General features: G+C 44.9%; 17 protein-coding genes and 1 tRNA gene. 12 read left to right on the top strand and 6 right to left on the bottom strand.

What is annotated here, in order from left to right; genetic code table 11:
- Positions 1 to 17 precede the first annotated feature (17 nt).
- The 6 genes from FN815_RS12270 (at position 18) to FN815_RS12245 (ending at position 4,493) form a co-directional block, all read left to right on the top strand.
- Positions 18 to 236, top strand: coding sequence for a hypothetical protein (locus tag FN815_RS12270; protein WP_142454931.1), 219 nt, complete (start codon positions 18 to 20; stop codon positions 234 to 236).
- Positions 223 to 564: a type II toxin-antitoxin system PemK/MazF family toxin gene (locus FN815_RS12265; RefSeq protein WP_142454930.1), complete on the top strand. Its 342-nt coding sequence runs from the start codon at positions 223 to 225 to the stop codon at positions 562 to 564. The genes FN815_RS12270 and FN815_RS12265 overlap by 14 nt, the downstream gene beginning before the upstream one ends.
- Positions 561 to 1,151, top strand: coding sequence for an acyltransferase (locus FN815_RS12260; protein WP_142454929.1), 591 nt, complete (start codon positions 561 to 563; stop codon positions 1,149 to 1,151). The genes FN815_RS12265 and FN815_RS12260 overlap by 4 nt, the downstream gene beginning before the upstream one ends.
- 42 nt (positions 1,152 to 1,193) lie before the next feature.
- Complete coding sequence (gene paaZ, locus FN815_RS12255; protein WP_185957282.1) at positions 1,194 to 3,233, top strand: phenylacetic acid degradation bifunctional protein PaaZ; 2,040 nt, start codon at positions 1,194 to 1,196, stop codon at positions 3,231 to 3,233.
- A 77-nt stretch (positions 3,234 to 3,310) separates the two neighbouring features.
- Positions 3,311 to 3,676, top strand: coding sequence for a four helix bundle protein (locus tag FN815_RS12250; protein WP_142454927.1), 366 nt, complete (start codon positions 3,311 to 3,313; stop codon positions 3,674 to 3,676).
- A gap of 49 nt (positions 3,677 to 3,725) precedes the next feature.
- Positions 3,726 to 4,493: an enoyl-CoA hydratase/isomerase family protein gene (locus tag FN815_RS12245; protein ID WP_142454926.1), complete on the top strand. Its 768-nt coding sequence runs from the start codon at positions 3,726 to 3,728 to the stop codon at positions 4,491 to 4,493.
- Positions 4,494 to 4,519: 26 nt separating this feature from the next.
- Here the strand turns inward: FN815_RS12245 and FN815_RS12240 are convergent, their stop codons facing one another.
- Positions 4,520 to 7,408, bottom strand: a complete 2,889-nt coding sequence (locus tag FN815_RS12240) for a two-component regulator propeller domain-containing protein (RefSeq protein ID WP_142454925.1) — start codon at positions 7,406 to 7,408, stop codon at positions 4,520 to 4,522.
- A 255-nt stretch (positions 7,409 to 7,663) separates the two neighbouring features.
- On the opposite strand from FN815_RS12240, the gene FN815_RS12235 reads away from it, so the two are divergent.
- Positions 7,664 to 10,942, top strand: coding sequence for an amidohydrolase family protein (locus tag FN815_RS12235; protein ID WP_142454924.1), 3,279 nt, complete (start codon positions 7,664 to 7,666; stop codon positions 10,940 to 10,942).
- Between the two features lie 94 nt (positions 10,943 to 11,036).
- On the opposite strand, the gene FN815_RS12230 is transcribed toward FN815_RS12235, so the two are convergent.
- Positions 11,037 to 13,082 carry an OPT family oligopeptide transporter gene (locus tag FN815_RS12230; RefSeq protein WP_142454923.1) on the bottom strand — a complete coding sequence of 682 codons (2,046 nt, stop codon included), beginning with the start codon at positions 13,080 to 13,082 and terminating at the stop codon, positions 11,037 to 11,039.
- Positions 13,083 to 13,227: 145 nt separating this feature from the next.
- Between FN815_RS12230 and FN815_RS12225 the strand changes: the two genes are divergently transcribed.
- The gene (locus FN815_RS12225) at positions 13,228 to 13,716 is read left to right on the top strand and encodes a DUF6265 family protein (RefSeq protein ID WP_142454922.1); all 489 of its coding nucleotides are present in this window, start codon (positions 13,228 to 13,230) and stop codon (positions 13,714 to 13,716) included.
- Positions 13,717 to 13,775: 59 nt separating this feature from the next.
- Here FN815_RS12225 and FN815_RS12220 read toward each other — a convergent pair.
- Positions 13,776 to 13,849: transfer RNA gene (locus FN815_RS12220), tRNA-Pro, on the bottom strand.
- A 63-nt stretch (positions 13,850 to 13,912) separates the two neighbouring features.
- On the bottom strand, positions 13,913 to 14,326 hold the full coding sequence (gene mscL / locus FN815_RS12215; protein ID WP_142454921.1) for a large-conductance mechanosensitive channel protein MscL: 414 nt from the start codon (positions 14,324 to 14,326) through the stop codon (positions 13,913 to 13,915).
- 121 nt (positions 14,327 to 14,447) lie between these two features.
- Between mscL and FN815_RS12210 the strand changes: the two genes are divergently transcribed.
- Positions 14,448 to 14,693, top strand: a complete 246-nt coding sequence (locus FN815_RS12210) for a hypothetical protein (protein WP_142454920.1) — start codon at positions 14,448 to 14,450, stop codon at positions 14,691 to 14,693.
- Positions 14,694 to 14,763: 70 nt separating this feature from the next.
- Here the strand turns inward: FN815_RS12210 and FN815_RS12205 are convergent, their stop codons facing one another.
- On the bottom strand, positions 14,764 to 16,095 hold the full coding sequence (locus tag FN815_RS12205; RefSeq protein WP_142454919.1) for a PhoH family protein: 1,332 nt from the start codon (positions 16,093 to 16,095) through the stop codon (positions 14,764 to 14,766).
- Positions 16,096 to 16,859: 764 nt separating this feature from the next.
- Between FN815_RS12205 and FN815_RS12200 the strand changes: the two genes are divergently transcribed.
- Both FN815_RS12200 and dnaK read left to right on the top strand, forming a co-directional pair.
- Positions 16,860 to 17,294 carry an Hsp20/alpha crystallin family protein gene (locus FN815_RS12200; protein ID WP_142454918.1) on the top strand — a complete coding sequence of 145 codons (435 nt, stop codon included), beginning with the start codon at positions 16,860 to 16,862 and terminating at the stop codon, positions 17,292 to 17,294.
- A gap of 97 nt (positions 17,295 to 17,391) precedes the next feature.
- A complete protein-coding gene (dnaK, locus tag FN815_RS12195; RefSeq protein WP_142454917.1) occupies positions 17,392 to 19,365 on the top strand; it encodes a molecular chaperone DnaK in 1,974 nt (657 codons plus the stop codon).
- 640 nt (positions 19,366 to 20,005) lie between these two features.
- Here dnaK and FN815_RS12190 read toward each other — a convergent pair.
- Positions 20,006 to 20,971 (bottom strand): alpha/beta hydrolase, encoded by a 966-nt coding sequence (locus FN815_RS12190; protein WP_221930313.1) that lies wholly within the window; start codon positions 20,969 to 20,971, stop codon positions 20,006 to 20,008.
- Between the two features lie 203 nt (positions 20,972 to 21,174).
- Between FN815_RS12190 and FN815_RS12185 the strand changes: the two genes are divergently transcribed.
- Complete coding sequence (locus FN815_RS12185) at positions 21,175 to 21,405, top strand: hypothetical protein (protein ID WP_142454916.1); 231 nt, start codon at positions 21,175 to 21,177, stop codon at positions 21,403 to 21,405.
- Positions 21,406 to 21,446: the final 41 nt, after the last annotated feature.

Below are 21,446 nucleotides of genomic sequence, written 5' to 3'. Positions count from 1 at the left end.
TTAAACTCAAGAATATTATGAAAGCTCTCAAAGGAACATATGATGGAGAACAGATTCAATTAGAAGAAGATGTAAAGTTGAAAAAGGATAGTAAACTGCTGGTGATTCTGTTGGATGAAGAAGATGAGTGGACAGATGTTTCAGCAAAAAGTATAAACAGGGCTTATGAAGAAGATGAGCCGGAGTACAAACTATCCATGGTAAAAGAGCCTAATCCTGCCTATGAAAGCCAGTGATATTGCATTAGCAAGATTACAACAAGCTGACGGGCAACTTAAGCTCAGACCGGTGTTGCTATTGACTTCTTTTCCTCCTTTTGGTGATTGGCTTGTCTGTGGAATTAGCTCACAAATAAGGCATGCCGTTCCCGACTTGGATAGCATTGTTCAATTTACTGATGATGATTTTTCCGAATCAGGACTTCAAGTTTCTTCTGTAATTAGAACCGGATTTCTTGCAACCCTGCCCTCCAAAGATTTACCTGGCATTATTGGTACAATCTCCAAAAGCAGATATCAAAGTCTGATCAACAATTTGGTCGCTCATCTTAATCAGTCAAAATGATCTACAAATTTAACGGATATAAACCAGTAGTCCACGAGACGGCTTATGTACATCCGCAAGCGGCAGTGACCGGCAATGTGATTATCGGAAAAGATGTATATATCGGTCCCGGAGCGGCTATTCGCGGGGATTGGGGAAAGATTGTCATCAAAGATGGATGCAACGTACAGGAAAATTGTACCATCCATATGTTTCCCGGTATTACGGTGACCCTGGAGGAAGCTGCCCATGTGGGACACGGGGCTATCATCCACGGGGCACATCTTGGAGAAAATTGCCTGATTGGTATGAATGCGGTGATCATGGATAATGTGAAAGTTGGGAAAGAATCCATCATAGGTGCTTTGGCTTTTGTACCAGAAAGCATGGAAATCCCGGATCGAAAAGTAGTGGTTGGAAATCCTGCTAAAATCGTGAAGGATGTTTCGGGTGAAATGGCCGAATGGAAAACTAAAGGCACAGAGCTTTACCAAAATCTACCTGGAGAATTACATAATACCCTGAAAGAATGTGAACCTCTGCGGGAAATACCAGAAGGTCGAGAAGATCAGGAAATGGGGTATGAGACGTGGGGTAAGACGAAGTAATGTTGAATGTTGAATTTTAAATGTTGAATTGCAGGGATGGAAATGAAAGTAACGAGTTATATACAAGGTGAATGGCTGACCGAAGGCGCAGAGACCAACCTCATCAGTGCCGTAACTAATGAGCCGGTTGCCCAATTGGTTGAAGCGGATATTGATTATCAGTCAGCCTTAGAGTACGCCAGAAATGTGGGCGGACCAACGCTTCGGGAAATGTCCATCCACGAGCGGGCCTTTAAGATCAAATTCCTGGGGCAGTACCTGATGGAGCACAAGGAGAAGTACTATGAAATTTCCACCCATACCGGGGCTACAAGAACCGATTCCTGGATTGATATTGAAGGGGGCATCATAACGGCTTTTGGAATATCCAGTAAATCACGGCGACATCTTTCCGATCTTCCGTGGCATGTGGAAGGCGATGTAGAACGACTTTCCCGCAAAGGCAGCTTTATGGGACAACACATTTGCGTGCCGCGTCATGGTGTAGCTGTTCATATCAACGCATTTAATTTCCCGGTTTGGGGGATGCTGGAAAAAATGGCACCGGCTATTATTTCTGGTATGCCGGTGATAGTGAAGCCCTCTCCAATTGGTTCCTACCTTGCATGGGAAGTGTTCAAGGATATCATTGAATCCGGTATTTTGCCCGAAGGCTCCTTTCAATATATCGCCGCCGACAAGCCCGGAGACTTGTTGGATCACCTTAACAGCCAGGATATGGTGGCTTTTACCGGTTCGGCCCACACCGGCAAGAAGCTCAAGTCACACCCCAACATTATTGCCAAAAATATACCTTTTAACCTGGAGGCCGATTCTCTGAACTGCTCTATTCTCGGCGAAGATGTTACTCCCGACATGGAGGAATTTGACCTTTTTGTGAAAGAAGTAGCCCGAGAGATGACCGTCAAAACCGGGCAAAAATGTACGGCCATACGCCGAACCATCGTTCCAGAGAAGCGTGTAGATGAAGTGATTGTAGCGCTCAAAGCTCGCCTGGAGAAAACCACCATCGGCGATCCGGCCCAAAAAGAAACCCGCATGGGACCTTTGGCCAGTTCTCAACAAGCCGAGCGATTTGAAGAACAACTACAGCAGCTTTCTGAGATCACAGATACAGTTTATGCTTCTACCAGCAACAAGAATGGTGCTTTTACTAATCCAAGAGTGCTGGTGTGTCATCAGCCCATGCAAGTGGATGAAGTGCATCGGCTGGAAGCATTTGGTCCCATGACCACCGTTATGCCCTACAAAAATCCACAGGAAGCCATTGAACTGGCCAATAAGGCAAACGGCTCTTTGGTAGGATCTCTTTTTACGGCCGATGATGAATTGGCACATACCATCACCATGGGTTGCGCGCCTTACCACGGACGTTTTATGGTGATCAATCGCCATTCGGCAGGTGAATCCACGGGGCATGGTTCCCCTATTGCCTCGCTGGTACACGGTGGCCCGGGACATGCCGGCGGCGGTGAGGAACTTGGGGGAGCCCGTTCGGTACTTCATCATATGCAACGGATTGCACTGCAGGGCTCTCCCACCACCCTGCGCAACATCGTGAAGCAGCACATTAAAGGGGCGGAAACGCAAGAATCTGAAAAGCATCCCTTCCAGAAATATTTTGAAGAACTGGAAATCGGGGAAGCTTTGACCACTGAAAAGCGCACTGTGACCGAACAGGACGTTGAAGAATTTGCCGAATTAAGCGGCGATCATTTCTACGCCCATACGGATCCGGACGCTGCTGCTCGCTCCCTCTTTGGAAAGATTGTGGCGCATGGATATTTCGTACTCTCAGCCACAGCCGGCTTGTTTGTGCATCCTGATGAAGGCCCGGTGATGTTGAATTATGGATTGGAAAACCTACGATTTGTGGCACCCGTTGCACCAGGCGATACCATACAGGCGAAGTTAATCCTGAAACGAAAGAATGTCCGCCAGCAAAAGAAAGACGATCCCTTCCCATTTGGCGTAGTGTACTGGGATGTGGAAGTTACTAACCAGGAAAATGTTCTGGTGGCCGAATACACTATCCTCACGTTGATGAAGCGAAAGCATAAGCTGGATATTGATGAAGGGTAGGAAATTTTGTAAGGCTTTCTGGTTTCATTGCTCTTACTATGAAAGAATTCAGAAATCAGAATTAAATGTTGAAAACAATGAGAAAACCAGCTAAAACCTTCCAGGATTTAATCGTGTGGCAAAAAGCCCATCAATTTGTACTAAACACTTATAAGTACACCCAAAGTTTTCCTAAATATGAACTCTATGGATTGAGCTCTCAATTTAGACGAGCAGCTGTGTCCATTCCTGCAAACATCGCTGAAGGATTCAAAAAACGCAGTCCAAAGGATACTATGCGATTTTTGAATATCTCGCATGGCAGTTTAGAGGAATGCAGATATTACATCATCCTTGCTAAAGATCTAAGCTATGGTAACTCAAAACAATTGAATGATCTTTTGGAAGAAGTAAGCCGCCTGCTGGACGGTTATTACAAGGCCATTCTGAATTCAGAATCCTGAGTTCTGAATTCTTTTAAATTCTATTGTCCAAATTAATCAACATACAAACATGTCAGAACAAAACGGTACTGTAAACCTTACCATCGAAAATCACATTGGAACCATCGAGTTCTATCACCCCAAGGGAAATTCTCTGCCTGGAAAATTGCTACGGGAGTTGGCACAAACAATTACCGATGCCGGTGAAAATGATGAGATTCGAGTGGTAATTATCAAAAGCCGGGGCGAGGGGGCTTTTTGCGCAGGGGCCTCTTTTGATGAACTCATCGCTATTGAAGACTACGAAACAGGCAAAGAATTCTTTATGGGATTTGCGCTGGTATTAAACGCCATGCGGACCTGTCCCAAGCTGATTATCGTCAGAGTTCATGGCAAAACGGTTGGCGGCGGTGTGGGTATTGCCTCAGCCGGTGATTACACTTTTGCCCATGCAGATGCTGCTGTTAAACTCAGTGAATTAGCTCTGGGTATTGGGCCCTTTGTGGTTGGGCCCGCGGTAGAACGTAAGGTAGGCACCAGTGCTTTCTCAGCCATGTCCATTGATGCCGCCAACTGGTATGGTTCCGATTTTGCCGAAGAAAAGGGAATGTTCAATAAAGTTTTTGATACCACGGAAGAACTCGATGAAGCCGTTCAAAATCTGGGTCAACAGTTAGCAAAAAGCAGTCCTGAAGCCATGAAAAACCTGAAAGCTGTACTTTGGAAAGGCACTGGTGATTGGGACTTGTTGCTTGAACAACGTGCTGAAATCAGCGGGAGACTGGTATTATCCGATTTCACTAAAAATTTCATCAAAAAGTTTAAAGAAAAATCCTGAATCGAATTCCTCAGGATTAGGAAAGGCTATGCACTTTTAGGCATGTTTACTTTAATAGTGGTGCCATTCCTATTTATAATTTCAGCTTTACCCCCTACCTGCTCGGCAAGAGATTGGATAAGGGTTACTCCCAGGGAGTTTCTTTCTCCCTGTATGATATGTTCAGGAATCCCGTCACCATTATCCTGGACAATCAGTTCAAACTGATTTTTATCAGCGTTTTTAAAAGAGATGTTGACTTCGCCTGACTTCTTCTGCTGAAATGCATGTTCAAAGCTGTTACTCACCGCCTCATTTAAAATAAGTCCACACGGTATAGCCGTATGGATGTCCAATTCCACCTGATCAATGTCAATGTTCACTTCAATATCTCTATTTCCGCTGGTTAGTGACTTTGAAATTTGTTCAATCAATTCAACCGCAAATTTTCGAAACTCAATATTGGTTAAATCATCACTGCGGTACAGTTTCTCATGAATAGCGGACATGGTTTGTATGCGCAACTTACTGTTCTGAATGGCAGCTTTTGCCTGTTTATCCTGAATCTGCCAGCTTTGTAAATCCAACAAACCAGATACAACAGCTAAATTATTTTTTACACGGTGATGAATTTCTTTAATGAGTACATCTTTCTCTCCCAAAGTTTTCATCAGCTGGCTGGTACGTTCGTCTACTACTAAACTGAGCTTCCTCTTTTCGAAGTACACCAGCATGATTTTTATTACTCCTGCTATCAATAATACCAACAAAAATATCATGAAAAGATAGAACCAAGAGGTTTCCCAATAGGGTTTTGCTATTTGGAAAGCGGCAAGGGAAGCACGGTTCCCCCAATCTGAATCGATGCTTTTGGCCCGTAGCTCAAATTCATAGTCTCCGGGGGGCAGATTGGTGTAATTCACTTCATTTTTACCATATTCTATTTGCCAGTCTTCATCAAATCCCTTCAACCGGTACTCGTAGTATACTCTTCCCGGATACTCATAATTAAACGCTCCGAATTTTATCGTCAAATGGTTCTGATCATGCTGAAGACGTACTTTTTCCAAGATGTTCTTCCTGTTGCTCTCTCCTTCAACAATAAGCTCTTTAATAAATACATCCGGGGCATTCCGTAATTTCGGAATAAATCCAGCTTCATATTTTATCAAACCATTTGTATAGGAACCAAACCACATATTTCCGGCATGATCTTGCAGAGAAGCTAAATAATTCATTTCCATGCCTTTTCCGTAATCCTGTAAAGGCATGAACACCCCGTTTAGCTCTTCGCTCTCTTGTTGTTCATCAAGCATATTCTCACTAAAAAAATGGAGTCCACCGCTGGTCCCCAACCAAAGATTACCCTCATTATCGAACTGCATAAATTGAGGTTCTTGAAGGAACTCTGCCTCCAGTTTGTAATTTGAAATACGCACTGGTTTATTTATCTCATCCATCACCACGCGAGTAAACCCTTCATTGGATCCAATCCAATAATCATTATCCGGAGATTGGGTAATTAAATTGAGAGAACTGCCGGCAATACCATCACTAAAAGAAAAGGATACGATAGAATCACTTTCTACAATTTTATTAATCCCAAACTCACTAACGGCCCAAATTGACCCTTCGTGATCTTTATATAGTGAACTGATGAAATCGTCTTCCAGACCGTCATTTTCGTCATAAGTCGTCACTTTTTCTTGATCATATTTAACCAAGCCTGATTCAGAAGCTAGCCAGATCGTGTTACCATCAACCAAAACATCATTATAAAAAACCCACGGTATTGTATGTTCTTTACTGAAATCCGTAAACGATCGTCCGTCAAATTCATATAAGCGCGAATTGCTATTTAGAATCAACAGGTTACCGTTTGCTAAACTGTCTATATCCCAAATTTCTTTATAGGAGGCGATACTGTCTGGCAATTTATAGTAGGTTGAATTGCCGTCTTCACTAAATCTGGTTATGCCATTCTCGGTTCCCAGCCACAGCATTTTTCCATGCTCAAACAATACATTAACTGATTTCCCATCTACATGCGTTGCCTCGTCATAAATACGAATATGTTTATCGCGGACAATATTTACCCCGTTTTCGTCAGTAGCTACCCAGATCCTGCCGCTGCGGTCTTTATTAAAAGTGTATACATAATTGGAGCTCAGACCGTTTTGCTTATCAATATGGGTAAACTCCTCCCCGTCGTACCAATACATCCCATAGCGCTCTGTGGCAATCCAAACCAAGCCCTGATAATCTACTTTCACATCGTAAATATATCCAAGGGGCTTTCCGTTAATTTCGGTGATTTGTTCCCACTTACCGTCTTTAAATTTAGTAATGCCCTTGCTTGTAGAAATCCAAATGGAGCCGTCAATGTCATCCGCAAAACTGTAAGCTGCCCTGCCACTCAACCCGTTGGTTTCATCTACTACACGCAGAGAGTCCCCATCATATATAGCCAGCCCTCTTTGAGTTGCTATCCATGTATCCCCGGAATCATCCATACGAGTGTGCCAGGCGATATTTGAAGGCAGACCCTTCTCCTCATTTAGATTGGTATAAGAGTCTCCATCCCAAATAAAAACTCCTTGGCTAAATGTCGAAAACCAGAAATCTCCATTTTCTGCTTGCGAGATATACGTAACCGTCAAACTATCTAAAAACGAAAACTCCTTGGGGTAATAGACAGAATCTTCGTAAAAGTACCCCACGCCTGCCTCTTCCGTAGATAACCAAATACGATCATCATCCCCGGCATATAAGTGATAAACAAGATTATTTCTTAGCCCGTCTTCCGTAGTGTAGGTTTTAATATCAATGCCGTCATAACGTATTAACCCGTAATACGATGACATCCAAATGTAGCCTTCCTGGTCTTCTACCACATATCCGATTTGGCCAGCTGGCAAACCTTCGTTGGTAGACAACCGCTTGATGTCGAATTTCTGGGCATAAACTGAGCTCGTACTAAGCAATATCAGCCCAAGTATTCCTATTTTTGATGCACTTCTATTCAAAATAACTACTATTACACACCCTTAAACTCTTTTACTGAAACCTTTACTATTTATAATAGAAATATCTAACGTATTTTGGAAAGGTATTTTCTGATGGTACTAATTACCGCAATTATCCTGCACAATTAGTATAATCAGCCTCAATTAAAGCAACGACAGATATATATGAGATTATTCGTTTTTTTGTTCCCTTTCCTTTTTATGATAACCACGGTATCTGCCCGGCAAAGTGACTCCTGGGACGTCTCCAATCCTCAATTGGGAGACAGCACCACGCATTCTTTTACTACGGACGAAGGTACCTGGATGAACCTGGATGTAAGTCCGGATGGCCGTACCATTGTTATCGACCTTTTGGGTGATATTTATAAATTGCCTATTGAAGGTGGTCAAGCTGAACTACTACGTGGCGGCCATGCGTACGAGGTGCAACCCCGTTTTAGCCCGGATGGTTCAAAAATATTGTTTACCAGCGATGCAGGCGGAGGCGATAATATTTGGGTGATGGATGCCGATGGTGAGAACGCTTCCCAAATTACAGAAGAATCATTTCGACTACTGAATAATGCCGTGTGGACACCGGATGGTGAATACATCATCGCTAAAAAGCATTTTAGCTCAACCCGTTCGTTAGGCGCCGGGGAAATCTGGATGTATCATAAAAGTGGAGGTGCAGGCATCCAGTTGGTTGAAAAGGCAAACGAACAGCAAGACATCGGCGAACCATGGGTTTCTCCCGACGGACAGTATGTATATTACAGCCAGGCGGTTTATCCCGGAGGATATTTCCAGTACAACAAAGATCCAAACAGCCAGATTTACGCAATCAAACGCTATGACCGGGAAGATGGCGACATCGAAACCGTAACTGGGGGCAATGGCGGTGCGGTGCGTTCTCAAATTTCCCCCAATGGGGAAAAATTGGCTTTTGTGCGCCGTGTTCGCACCAAATCCGTTTTGTTTTTGCGAGATCTCGAGACCGGCCGCGAATGGCCCGTGTATGATAACCTGAGTAAAGATCAGCAGGAAGCCTGGGCTATTTTTGGAGTTTACACCAACTTTAACTGGCTGCCTGATAACCGGCACGTAGTGGTTTGGGCCAACGGAAAAATCAACAAAATTGATACTGAAACAGGACAGGCAGAAGTCATTCCATTTGAGGTAGAATCCAGCCATACCATATATGATGCGGTTCGCTACCAGCAAGACATAGCGCCGGAGGAATTCCGGGTCAAAGCCGTTCGGCAGTTACGAACCTCCCCTGATGGACGCATCCTGGTTTGGAGCGCCGCTGGAAAACTCTGGAGCAAGATGCTGCCCGATGGCACTCCAAAACGAGTGACCAATTCCGACCATTTTGAATTCGAACCTTCCTTTGCTCCTGACGGGGAATCTATCGTATATGTTTCCTGGAGCGATACCGATATGGGCGCCATCAACACGGTAGCATTGAATGAAACTCCCAACCCATCCACTCCAAAGAAAATCACTTCCCAGAAAGGCATCTACCGCGAGCCTTCCTACTCGCCGGATGGCAAGAACATTGTATTCCGTAAAGAAAGCGGCAATGGTCAGCAAGGATTTACGCATACGCTAAATCCGGGTATTTACATCATGAATGCCAGCGGAGCCAACATCAACCAAATCACAGATGAAGGAGCCCTTCCACGCTTCAGCGCTGATGGAAACCGAATTTATTATCAAACCGGAGGGTATATATTCGGTGCGATTGAGAAACAATACAAAAGTATAAACCTGCGTGGTGAAGACGAGCGTACCCACTTCACATCCAACTACGGGCATGAATTTGCTCCCAGCCCGGATGGAAAATGGATGGCTTTCTCGAACTTGCATAAAGTGTACCTGGCCCCCATCCCGAAAACAGGAAAAACCATTGAACTGAATCCTAACACTAAATCGGTTCCGGTAAAACAAGTTTCGTCTGAAGCCGGGTATCACATGCACTGGTCAGCAGATAGCGATAAACTGCACTGGACCCTCGGCGAAGAATATTTTACCGTAGATCTGGAGAATACTTTCTCTTTTGTAGAAGGCGCGCCTGACTCTCTCCCTACCCCGCCCTCTCAAGGGAGAAACCTTGAGTTGAGTCTTCCCAGCTATGTACCTGAAGGCACCATCGCCTTTACCAATGCCCGTATTATCACTATGGCAGAAGATTCGGTAATTGAAAATGGTACCATTGTGGTGGAAGGGAATCGCATTGCTACCATAGGTACCGATGTGACAATCCCTGAAGGAGCCAAAGTCATTGATGCCAGTGGCAAAACCATCATTCCCGGACTGGTAGATGTGCATGCACACGTGGGTAACTTTCGCTTGGGGATTAGTCCTCAACAGCAATGGGAGTACTTTGCCAACCTGGCGTATGGGGTCACAACCGTTCACGACCCATCTTCCAACTCTGAGATGATATTCTCCCACTCCGAAGCCATTAAAGCAGGCAATATGGTAGGCCCGCGCGTTTTTTCTACCGGGGTGATTTTGTACGGGGCCGATGGTTCCATCAAAACCGAAATCAATAGTTATGATGATGCACTGTTCGCTTTGAAACGAACCAAAGCCTGGGGTGCTTTTTCTGTGAAGAGTTATAATCAACCCAGAAGAAATCAGCGGCAACAGATCATCAAAGCAGCCAAAGAACTGGAAATGATGGTGATGCCCGAAGGAGGCTCTTTCTTCACTCATAACATGAGTATGATTTTAGACGGTCATACCGGTATCGAGCATAATATTCCGGTAGCGCCTCTGTATAATGATGTGGTTGAATTATGGGCAGCCAGTGAAACCGGCTACACGCCAACTCATGTAGTGAATTATGGAAGCATGAGCGGCGAATATTACTGGTATCAAAAAAACAATGTGTGGGAAAACGAACGTCTGCTAACTTTTACCCCACGCAGTGTGATTGATCCGCGTTCCCGCCACCGCACGATGATTCCCGATGAAGAATATGAGAATGGGCACATCCTTACCGCCGAATCTGATAAAAAACTGGCCGATGCCGGCGTTAAAGTAAACCTTGGCGCGCACGGGCAGTTACAGGGTCTTGGCGCTCACTGGGAGCTTTGGATGTTTGAGCAAGGTGGCATGAGTAACATGGAAGCTCTCCGCGTTGCAACTATAAACGGAGCTCATTACCTGGGTATGGATCATGAAATCGGGTCCCTAGAAGAAGGCAAGCTGGCTGATCTGGTAGTTTTGGATAAGAACCCGTTGGAAAATATCCGCAACACTGATTCTGTAGTGTACACCATGGTTAACGGGCGCTTATTTGATGCCACTACCATGAATGAAGTAGGCAACCAGCCACAAGAACGGCTACCCTTCTGGTGGGAGCGTGATGGCTACGACAAACGCTTTGACTGGCACGCCAATCCTATTGCCCCGGCCGGACTGCAGTGCACCTGCTTTGGAAGGCACTAATACTCCTGCCCAAATATTAACGGTATAAAAAAAGGTTCAGGTAGTTAAACACCTGAACCTTTTTATTTCCATACTATCAAAATAGGTAGAGCGGTTAGTCTTTCTTAACGGCTACCTTGTATAACCATATCATAAAGCATACTGCCGCACCGGCACCTAACAAGCTGGTTAACCATCCTAATCCCTCGGGCATAATTCTAAGGGCATCGGTGCTTTCAAAGAGTGCAAATGGGATCGCCAGAATAATACCAATTAAGGCCTCCCCGGTAATCAAGCCGGAAGAAAACAATAGTCCCTTACGTTCCGCATTGGTCTCGGCTTCTTCGGGATTATCTCCCTTAGCAACTGCACGACTCCTGACCACCTTCGCTGCTCCCCAGGCAATCATTCCCCCTAAAAAGATGGGAACTGATAACTCAACCGGCAAGTAAATCCCCACAGCAACTGCCAGAACCGGCGTACGGAATTCGCTGCCTTTTCTTTTTAGAATTTCATCCATAATGATGATCGCCACTGCAATCAGCCCGCCAATAATAATCATCGACCATTCCAGGTTTCTCGCAAAAACACCTTCTGCAACCGATTGCATGAGTGTAGCCTGTGGAGCGGTGAGCATCTCTTCGGGATTCATTCCTTCTCGCGGAAACACGCCACCAAGGCCATACGCGTTAAAGAGTAAACTCAAAATAGGAGCAATCACTAAGGCAGCGGCCACTACACCAACCACCTGCATAATTTGCTGTTTGTAGGGTGTGGCACCTACCAGTTGTCCAGCTTTTAAATCTTGCAGGTTATCTCCGGCCAGAGCTGCGGCACAAGCAATCATAGCGCCCACAATAATAGCTGCGGCAGCCGCTGTAGTCGCTTTTTCCATATCTGCAGCAAAATCAACCTGACTGCCCAAGATTGCCAACAAACACAAAGAAGTGGCCAATACCGTTGCAATCGTCACACCGGAAATAGGGTTATTTGACGATCCCACCAAACCGGCCATATACCCGGCTACCGAAGAAAACAGGAATCCGGCGAACAAGGAGAATACCACACCAAAAGTAATCGCTCCCCAATAGGCCCCACTGCTTACCGCCAGGTGCTCAATATCAATCACATACATAAACACGATGAAAATAGGAATCGCTAAACCAATAATGCCCATTCCTACAATATTGATGGGCGTATCCATTTCGGTTCGGGGGATGTTTCCTCCTCCGCCTCTCTTCAATTCTTTTACCGCAGCCATCGATGACTTTACTCCGTCAACCAGCGGCTTGGCCAAAGATATCAGCGCCCAGACACCACCCACAACCATCGCACCTACCCCGAGATAGCGGATTTTCTGGCTCCAGATCGCCAGTGCGGCATCGTAGCCTTCGGCGGCTCCCACAATAGCTGAAATTTCCTCAGGACTACTAACCGCCATATAGATAGGGATCCCAAACAACCAGGAGATCAATCCCCCGGCAAAAATGAGAACGGCGATATTAAGGCCCACGATGTACCCTACGGCAAGCAAGGCTACCGACAAATCGGCACCCATCCCAAAAATAGATTTCCCGGCTTTAACCGAACCGCCTACAGAACTCGCAAATATTTTCAACCCCGTTTGGCTCAACTTAAAAGCCGCTGCCGCCAAACCTGCCTGTATAATCGTTTTTACCCCGGCCCCGCCTTCGGTACCGGCTTTTAACACCTCTCCCGTAGCAACGCCTTCCGGAAATTGCAGGTCACTTTCAACAATCAGCGCCCGGCGTAGGGGGATGGTAAAAAGTACACCTAAAATTCCGCCGAACATGGCAATAGCGGCTGTTTCCATAAAAGGAAAATCGAGCCAGTATTTGAGCAATATGAGTGCGGGCAAGGTGAAGATTACCCCGGCGGCCAACGACTCCCCTGCCGATGCGGCTGTTTGCACGATGTTGTTTTCCAGGATATTGGACTCTTTAAAAAGTTTCAGCACCGCCATCGAAATCACAGCCGCAGGTATAGAGGCCGAAACCGTCATCCCAACTTTAAGCCCCAGGTAAGCATTGGCCCCAGCCAATATTGCGGATAATATAAAGCCTAAAACAACGGCTTTGAAAGTAATTTGCGGTAGATCATCTTCCGGAGAAATGAATGGTGTGATTTTTTTGTCACTCATAAACTGGTTTGCGCTAATGGTTAATTTTAAAGTAAATAACGAAAATTAAGCTTTGTTGCATAATGGTTTAGCAAGGGTATAGTTTTTATGGGAAAGTTTTATGAACTTCGTCGAAAAGGTACTACCAAAATAAAAGGGGAATGCTATGAATAAACTCGTTTCTGTTACTGCGCTCATTTTGGCTGTCTTTTCTGTTGCAGGATTAACCCATTACACTTCCCATATACCCCATGATACAAAGGCCTTCTCTATTGAAGATTATCAGTGGCTGGTTGGGTCATGGACGGGGGACGGATTTGGAGGAGTCTCTCATGAAACCTGGGAACCGCCAGTCAATGGAACTATGATGGGCATGTACCGGCATATTAATAATAATGGTGAGCTGGTATTCTATGAATTCATGCTACTGGATGAAAGCGGACTTAAGCTAAAGCATTTCAATCCTGATTTAACCGGCTGGGAAGAAAAAGAAGAGATGCTCACCTTTGAGATGATTAGTTATACTAAGGACCGTATAGACTTAAAGGGACTGAGTTTTGAACGACTCTCAGATACTGAAATGACCATCACCCTGCAAATGACTGAAAACGGCGAAGCCCATACCGAAGTTTTTTCCATGAAGAGAACTCGCTGAAAAGATGTGCGGATTGTACCACCATTAAGCTAAATACGAGATTGTTCAGCTAAAAAAAGTCGGGGCGACAGGATTTGAACCTGCGACCTCGTCGTCCCGAACGACGCGCGCTACCGGGCTGCGCCACGCCCCGATGGTGTGGCTGTTGAGCCTTTTAAAGGCTGTTCAAAAATACGAAATCCTTTATCATTTTGCCTTACTGTTTTAGCAAATCACGGATCTCCATCAACAGTTTTTCTTCGTTGGATGGGGGTACAGGTTTAGGTTCGGGTTTGGCTTCTTCTTTCTTCATGAAGTTGTTGTAGGTACGCGCTACCAGGAAGATGGCCGCTGATACAATAAAAAAAGTGACGACAGTATTTATGAAGGCCCCATAGTTAATAGTGATAGCTTCCACGGTACCGTCTGCCAGCACTTGATTGCCTATCTTCAGCTTTAGCTCGGCAAAATCTACTCCTGCAATCAGGTAGCCTACAGGCGGCATAATAATATCATTAACAAATGACTTGACGATGGCTCCAAAATAAGTAGCCATGACCAATCCCACTGCCAGTTCGATAACATTACCACGCGATACAAATTTTTTAAATTCCTTAAATAGTTCCTTCATTGTAGCTATGAAATTTGAGTTTGAGCTTTTGTTAGCCTCTTAATGAATTCTGCTTTACCTTTACTTCTTCATCAAACGTTTATTTTTTTAGTAATTATAATATAAAATCAGTTTCCTATTCATGAAAACCATTGCTCAGCTCACTTACATTCCACTTTCTGAACAAGATCCCCGAGAAAAAGTACAGGAGCTGCTTGAACATCTTGCCCAATACGATGTCGATATCGAAGTCGGGTATCTATCCACTACGGTGATTGGAGCTCCTAAAGTCATCTTTGAGCTCATTAAAGACCTCTATGATACCATGTCTCTGGAAAGCGAAAAGTTTCGGTTTCATGTAGAATTACACAGTCCGGAAAAAGAATGAAGTTTAGATACAAGTAGTAAGGTTCAAGAGGCAAGTAGTTTTCTTGAACCTAAAACCTTGCGCCTTCCACCTATAAAAGTTTTGAAGCCAGATTGGCCAGTTCTGACCGCTCCCCTTTCTCCAGGTTGATGTGGGCATACATCTCGTTATTGTTCATGCGATCAACCAGGTAGCTTAGCCCGTTACTTTGGGCATCCAGGTAAGGAGTATCGATTTGGAATATATCTCCCGTAAACACCACTTTGGTATTTACACCGGCCCGCGTAATAATGGTCTTTACTTCATGAGGTGTGAGATTTTGCGCCTCATCAATAATAAAAATCACATTAGAGAGGCTGCGCCCGCGGATGTAGGCCAATGGTACAATCCTGAGTTTATCGGTTTGCAGCATCTCATCAATCTTTTTGAAATTCTTGCTGCTTTCTTTGTATTGATTTTTGATGAAACTCAGGTTATCCCACAGCGGCTGCATGTAGGGATCAATCTTGGCACTGGCATCCCCGGGAAGGTAACCAATGTCTTTGTTACTAAGCGGAACGATGGGGCGCGCCAGGTAAATTTGTTTGAAATCACTACGCTGCTCCAGCGCACTGGCAAGGGCCAAAAGCGTTTTACCCGTACCGGCCGAACCCGTAATAGTTGTTAGCAGTATTTCCGGGTTAAATAACGCATGCAAAGCAAACGTCTGTTCGGCATTCCTTGGTTTGATACCATAAGCTTGCTGGTTTTCAACCACTTCCACCATTTTTGATTGGGAATTATACCAGCCCAGTGCCGATGCGCCATGACTTTTCATGATATAATAGTGATTGGCCACGGGCTCTTCTTCCATCAAGTCAGCTGGTGCCATTCTGCCTTTATCATAAAACTCGCTAATAACAGAAGGATCGTTGATTTGCAGCTCCGTCTTCCCTCGGTACAGATGCTCCACATCCTTGATCTGCATGGTTTCATAATCTTCGGCCTCCAGGTTCAGCGCCCGGGCTTTCAGGCGCAGATTGATATCTTTGGATACCAGTATCACCCGTTTGCCCGGGTGTTCTTCCTTTAAGTGAAGGGCCGTATTGATAATACGGTGATCATTTTTATCGGAACCATACACTTTAGTAGCATCCAGCGAATTTTCACCATTGGCAATAACCCGTAGTTTACCATGAGAACGACCGTTTAATGAAATCCAGTTTTGGAGCATATTGGCATCCGAAATACTGTCAAGGTAGCGGATAAACTCACGGGCATGCAGGTTGATAACATTGTTGCCTTTTTTAAAGGTATCCAGTTCTTCAAGCACCGTGATGGGAATAGCTACATCGTTCTTTTCAAAATTTCGTACGGCTTCATAATCGTAGAGCAAAACCGAAGTATCGAGTACAAAGATCTTCTTCTCTTTCTTCTTAGGCATATAGGCAAGATTTGATTTTGATAAAGCAGATGATATCAGAAACGCTTTTTTCAAATAAAGACAAAGCGAGACTCATTTGCAATGGTAAAGTGATATGGTAATATGGTGATTTAGTGATTTGGTGATTGAATGCATTTTTGGTCTCGTTATGAAGGTCCTCCTTCGTAATGCATGCGGAGATGCTCCAGCTTCTCGTGACTTTTAATCGTTTATCTGACAATTAACTGTGTGTAGTTCTGCTGATTATCAATGACAATATCACAATGCATCACAAAATCACAGATATCACAGTTTGAAGCGGGAGTTAAGAAGACATGGTAATCCTTGGCACCAACACCTCTCCCGGCTGAAGCCGTACTCTCCTCCCCGACCTGTCGGTACGGGACAAGCAAAGGAGAGACTTTCCAAGTTTGTATTTAAAACTTGAAGCTGAATTCAGAGTTGGCTAATAAATTCCAAACGAACACTTCGATATTCAATATTCTTTGTTCAATGTTCGAGATTCTATCGTCCTCCCTAGCTTGTCCCGAACTATTCATGAAGGAAGGTGCCGGGTTTTGATTTATCAAAACACACGGAGGATGTTAGCCAAAGCAGGGGAAGCATCAAGTATTAACTCACCATAACACCATATTACCCTATCACCCAATCATTCCATCACTTCCTGACATTCCGTCCGTCAATACGTCAGTTTTCCATTACCTGTCCGAAGTTGGCATTGCTATTGCATTACACCCAATGAACTGAAATGAATATTTATGCACATGGGAGATTTCACAGAATTTGGTATCGAAATTGAGCGACACCTTTCCAAGCTGGGTAAAGACATCCAGCAGTTTGTGGAGAAAGTGGTGCCGCTGGCAAACGAGGACAAAGACTTTGCTCCCGATTGCGACATTATTGAAAGCGAGGATGAGTTCAAAATTTTGATTGATCTGCCGGGTCTCTCAAAAAAAGAAATCGGCATTGCTTTAAAGAACAGTGTACTCACCATTAAAGGTGAACGCGAAATTACAGCCGGTGACGGTGAAGAGTTTAAACGTCAGGAACGCAAACGCGGTGCTTTTGCCCGCTCCTTTGCTGTTCCACAAGACGTCAATGCTGCCGAGATTTCGGCCAGCTTCCGTAACGGAGTATTGACTGTTGCCATGCCCAAATCCGAAGCTTTAAAAGACTCTCAATCAATCCCGGTAAATTAATTTTACCGCTATTTAAACAAGTGCGGTACGCTTGGCGTCGGCACTGTTGCAAAGACAAAGAATATTATAACAATCAATAAAAATCAGATTTAGACCAATGGGAAAAATCATAGGAATTGACTTAGGAACTACCAACTCATGCGTGTCCGTGATGGAAGGCAACGAGCCGGTGGTAATCCAAAACAGCGAAGGCGGCCGTACAACACCTTCTGTTGTTGCGTTTACCAAAGATGGTGAGCGACTGGTTGGTGCGCCGGCAAAACGTCAGGCCATCACGAACCCCGAAAAAACGGTTGCATCCGTTAAGCGTTTTATGGGGCGTATGTTTGACGAAGTAAAAGATGAAACCAAGCAGGTTTCGTACGAAATTGTAAAGGGCGACGATAATACTGCGCGTGTTAAAATTGAAGACCGTATGTATGCTCCGCAGGAAATTTCAGCTATGGTACTGCAAAAAATGAAGCAGACAGCTGAAGAATACCTGGGCGAAAAAGTGAGCGAAGCCGTTATTACGGTACCTGCTTATTTTAATGACGCTCAGCGTAAAGCTACCCAGGAAGCCGGTAAAATTGCCGGACTGGAAGTGAAGCGTATCATCAACGAGCCAACAGCCGCTTCTCTGGCATATGGCCTGGATAAGAAAGATGAAGATCAAACCGTAGCCGTGTATGACCTTGGTGGCGGTACGTTTGATATCTCTATCCTGGAACTTGGTGATGGCGTATTTGAAGTGAAATCTACCAGCGGTGACACCCACCTTGGTGGTGATGACTTTGATCAGCGTATTATTGACTTCCTGGCCGACGAATTTAAGAAAGATGAAGGCATTGACCTCCGTAAGGATCCAATGGCGATGCAGCGACTCAAAGATGCTGCTGAGAAAGCCAAAATTGAGCTTTCAAGCTCTCAGAAAACCAACATTAACCTGCCATTTGTGACGGCTACCGACTCAGGACCTAAACACCTGAATATTGATCTGAGCCGTTCCAAGTTTGAGCAACTGGTTGACGATCTTGTAAACCGTTCTATCGAGCCTTGCAAAAAAGCGCTCAAAGATGCCGGTTATACCAAGAATGATATCGACCAGGTAATTCTGGTAGGTGGCTCCACCCGGATTCCAAAAATCCAGGAAGCTGTAAAAGAATTCTTTGGTAAAGATCCTAGCAAAGGCGTTAACCCTGATGAGGTAGTAGCCGTTGGTGCTGCTATTCAAGGTGGTGTGATGTCTGGTGATGTGGACGATGTTGTTCTGTTGGACGTTACCCCGCTTACCTTGGGTATTGAAACCCTTGGCGGCGTGATGACTCCACTGATTGAATCCAACAGCACCATCCCAACCAGCAAATCACAGACTTTCTCTACTGCGGCCGACAATCAAAGCAGTGTAGAAATTCACGTACTGCAAGGTGAACGTGCACAGGCTAAAGACAACCGTACCCTCGGTCGTTTCCACTTGGATGGTATTCCGCCATCTCCACGTGGTGTTCCTCAAATCGAAGTTACCTTCGATATTGATGCCAACGGTGTGCTGAATATCACCGCTAAAGACAAAGGAACCGGCAAAGAGCAAAGCATCCGCATCGAATCTTCTTCAGGACTTTCCGAAGAGGAAATCGAAAAGATGAAAAAAGCAGCCGAAGAGCACGAAGAAGAAGACAAGAAAATCAAAGAGCGCATCGAGAAGCTCAACAAGGCCGACAGCCTGATCTTCTCTACCAAGAAGCAGCTTGAAGACTATGGCGACAAGATCTCTGACGAGAACAAAAAAGCCATCGAAGAAGCAGTTGAGAATCTTGAGAAAGCGCATAAAGAAGAAAACATCGACGAACTGGATGACGCTATTGACGCGGTGAACCAGGCATGGTCAGGTGCTTCTGAAGAAATCTATAAAGCCACACAGGAAGAAGCAGCTAAACAAGGAGCTGCCGGAGCCGGTGCTGGTGGAGCCGCAGGCGCTCAGGGTCAACAGCCAGGTGCTGAAGGTCCCAAAGCTGAGTCTTCAGAAGATGATGGCGAAGAAGCCGTTGATGCCGACTATGAAGTAGTTGACGACGAAGACGAGAAGAAGTAAGCCACTGATTTAGAGCTTCAACTCGTTTATAACGAAATACAAAATCCCGCTTTCAGCAATGGAAGCGGGATTTTTTTGTTCACTATAGTTAATGCGTAATGAAACGCTGATGAAAAAGATTGTACGGATGATCGCTGATTTTGATGTGAGACCTTTTCAATCTTGAGCGAAGCGAAGACTGGAAGGTACAAGCAATGCGAGTCTCCCGACCTTGCTTAGTTAGATGGTAACGTAAGTCGGGAGACTTATATGGCTTGCGCTCTTAAATCACCGCTCGGCAGGCATTTGTTGTTAACATTAAGAAATTGATGGGACGAAATTATTTTCCCCTTGGTCACAAACACCCTCCGCTGATTTTGACATGCAAAATCCGGCACCTCCCTCAAGGGAGGAATTTCCGTACTAGTATTTAATTTTAGTTCTAGGCTGAAAGCATAGAAGTTTTGATGCCATCTCGATATAGTCTCTCCTTGAGGAGAGATCAATTAGTGCAGTTAGTTCCTGCACTGATTGTGAGAGGTGTTAGTGCCAAGGCATGAAAAAAAACTGCTACACAAACCGCTCGCCAGACATCATTATGTCGAAGGCTATTCCTTAGCTCGCTTAAGAATTAACAAACCAACTTTTTTTGGCTTAGCGATTAATCCTTCAAAACCCGATCCAAAAATTCAGTTACTTCTTTCAGAGTAGGCTCAAACCAGGGATGAAACAGCCAAAAGGAATGTGGGGCTTCTTCAAAAATATACGTTCGGGTATAGATGTTATGTCTGTTCAGAATATCAGTCATCTCTCTCCGACCGGCCAAAAAACGGGGATAGGCACTGCCGATAAATAAAGCAGGAGGTGTCTCCGCCCCGGCATGCGTCAAGGCCGAAGCTTCCAGCCAGGTGTCACGGGCTTGCACTGCATTCCCTCCCAGCCATTTACCCGCCACCTCACCTTCTTCCGAAACAGGATGGATGAATGCCAATACGCCATCAATATCTACCAGGGCCTGTACGTCCGTCGAGGCATCAGACGTATCGGCAGGGTCTTTAAATTTAGGTTGATTGGGTGTGGTGGCTACGAGTGCGGCCAGCTGTCCGCCGGCGGAAGTCCCCAGCAATGCTATTTTTTCCGGGTTGATAAAAAAGTCACCCGCATGATCCCTTCCCCACTTGATGGCTGTTTTAATATCATACACGCTTGCCGGATATTGGGCCTCGGGACTCAACCGGTACTCGGGTGTAATCGCTACATATCCGTGGGCCGCTACATGTGCCGCCAACGGATGAAGCAGCGATTTATCTCCGGAAATCCAGCCCCCGCCGTGGATCATAATCACAGCAGGCAGCAATTCTTTTGCTTTGTCTTTGGGAAAGAAAATATCGAGCGACAAATCCCGCTGGCCTGTGTTTTTATATGCTACATCCAATTCACGCGCCACCACTTTCAAAGATATGGAATCAGCCTTGGTAATCTCAGGATAGTCCTTCACATATTTTTGATAGGCGCTTTGGAGGGTGTAGGACGTATCGCGGGGGAAGTCTTGAGCGGCTACCTGCTGGAGAATCATACCAAAAGCCAAAGAAAAAATGGTATATCCTACCTTAACGATTAAATTCATCTATCCTTCTGATTATAAAGAGTGGTTCTTATATCATATATCATGAATTCTAAAATATACACCTTATCGTCTTCAATATTCATAACTCCTTCTCACTCTCTGATTGTTGTACTCGCTCCTGATCTCTGGTGTAGCAAAACAGAAATTAGTTGTTTATAAAATCGCAGCAATTATATATACTGGTTGAAATAAGAGGTTAGCATATGGATACGCTTCAAAAAGAAAAAAAGGAACTGCTCAACTGGATTGAAAGTGTGGAAGATCCCCAAATTCTGGAGGACATTCGCTCGGTGAGAGAAAGCCAAAAAGCCATTCACTGGGATAGCCTGCCAGATGAAATAAAAGAGGGGATTCAGAAAGGCAGGAAAGATGCAAAAGACGGAAGAGTTACTGACCACAAGGAGGTTCGGAAATCATATGAAAAATGGCTTTAAAAAAATACCCGGTTATATGGACGGAAACTGCTCTTCAAAAT

Origin of the sequence: Gracilimonas mengyeensis (genome assembly GCF_900182705.1) — a bacterium.
In the GTDB taxonomy this organism is placed as follows: Bacteria; Bacteroidota; Rhodothermia; order Balneolales; family Balneolaceae; genus Gracilimonas; species Gracilimonas mengyeensis.
Note: the sequence above shows the minus strand (reverse complement) of the source record. Positions and strands in the feature narration are given on the sequence as shown.

Bases quoted from the DNA above. Each gene is read 5' to 3' on its own strand.
- FN815_RS12270 (WP_142454931.1), top strand. From the start codon at position 18: ATGAAAGCTCTCAAAGGAACATATGATGGAGAACAGATTCAATTAGAA.
- FN815_RS12265 (WP_142454930.1), top strand. From the start codon at position 223: ATGAAAGCCAGTGATATTGCATTAGCAAGATTACAACAAGCTGACGGG.
- FN815_RS12260 (WP_142454929.1), top strand. From the start codon at position 561: ATGATCTACAAATTTAACGGATATAAACCAGTAGTCCACGAGACGGCT.
- paaZ (WP_185957282.1), top strand. From the start codon at position 1,194: ATGAAAGTAACGAGTTATATACAAGGTGAATGGCTGACCGAAGGCGCA.
- FN815_RS12250 (WP_142454927.1), top strand. From the start codon at position 3,311: ATGAGAAAACCAGCTAAAACCTTCCAGGATTTAATCGTGTGGCAAAAA.
- FN815_RS12245 (WP_142454926.1), top strand. From the start codon at position 3,726: ATGTCAGAACAAAACGGTACTGTAAACCTTACCATCGAAAATCACATT.
- FN815_RS12235 (WP_142454924.1), top strand. From the start codon at position 7,664: ATGAGATTATTCGTTTTTTTGTTCCCTTTCCTTTTTATGATAACCACG.
- FN815_RS12230 (WP_142454923.1), bottom strand. From the start codon at position 13,082: ATGAGTGACAAAAAAATCACACCATTCATTTCTCCGGAAGATGATCTA.
- FN815_RS12225 (WP_142454922.1), top strand. From the start codon at position 13,228: ATGAATAAACTCGTTTCTGTTACTGCGCTCATTTTGGCTGTCTTTTCT.
- mscL (WP_142454921.1), bottom strand. From the start codon at position 14,326: ATGAAGGAACTATTTAAGGAATTTAAAAAATTTGTATCGCGTGGTAAT.
- FN815_RS12210 (WP_142454920.1), top strand. From the start codon at position 14,448: ATGAAAACCATTGCTCAGCTCACTTACATTCCACTTTCTGAACAAGAT.
- FN815_RS12205 (WP_142454919.1), bottom strand. From the start codon at position 16,095: ATGCCTAAGAAGAAAGAGAAGAAGATCTTTGTACTCGATACTTCGGTT.
- FN815_RS12200 (WP_142454918.1), top strand. From the start codon at position 16,860: ATGGGAGATTTCACAGAATTTGGTATCGAAATTGAGCGACACCTTTCC.
- dnaK (WP_142454917.1), top strand. From the start codon at position 17,392: ATGGGAAAAATCATAGGAATTGACTTAGGAACTACCAACTCATGCGTG.
- FN815_RS12190 (WP_221930313.1), bottom strand. From the start codon at position 20,971: ATGAATTTAATCGTTAAGGTAGGATATACCATTTTTTCTTTGGCTTTT.
- FN815_RS12185 (WP_142454916.1), top strand. From the start codon at position 21,175: ATGGATACGCTTCAAAAAGAAAAAAAGGAACTGCTCAACTGGATTGAA.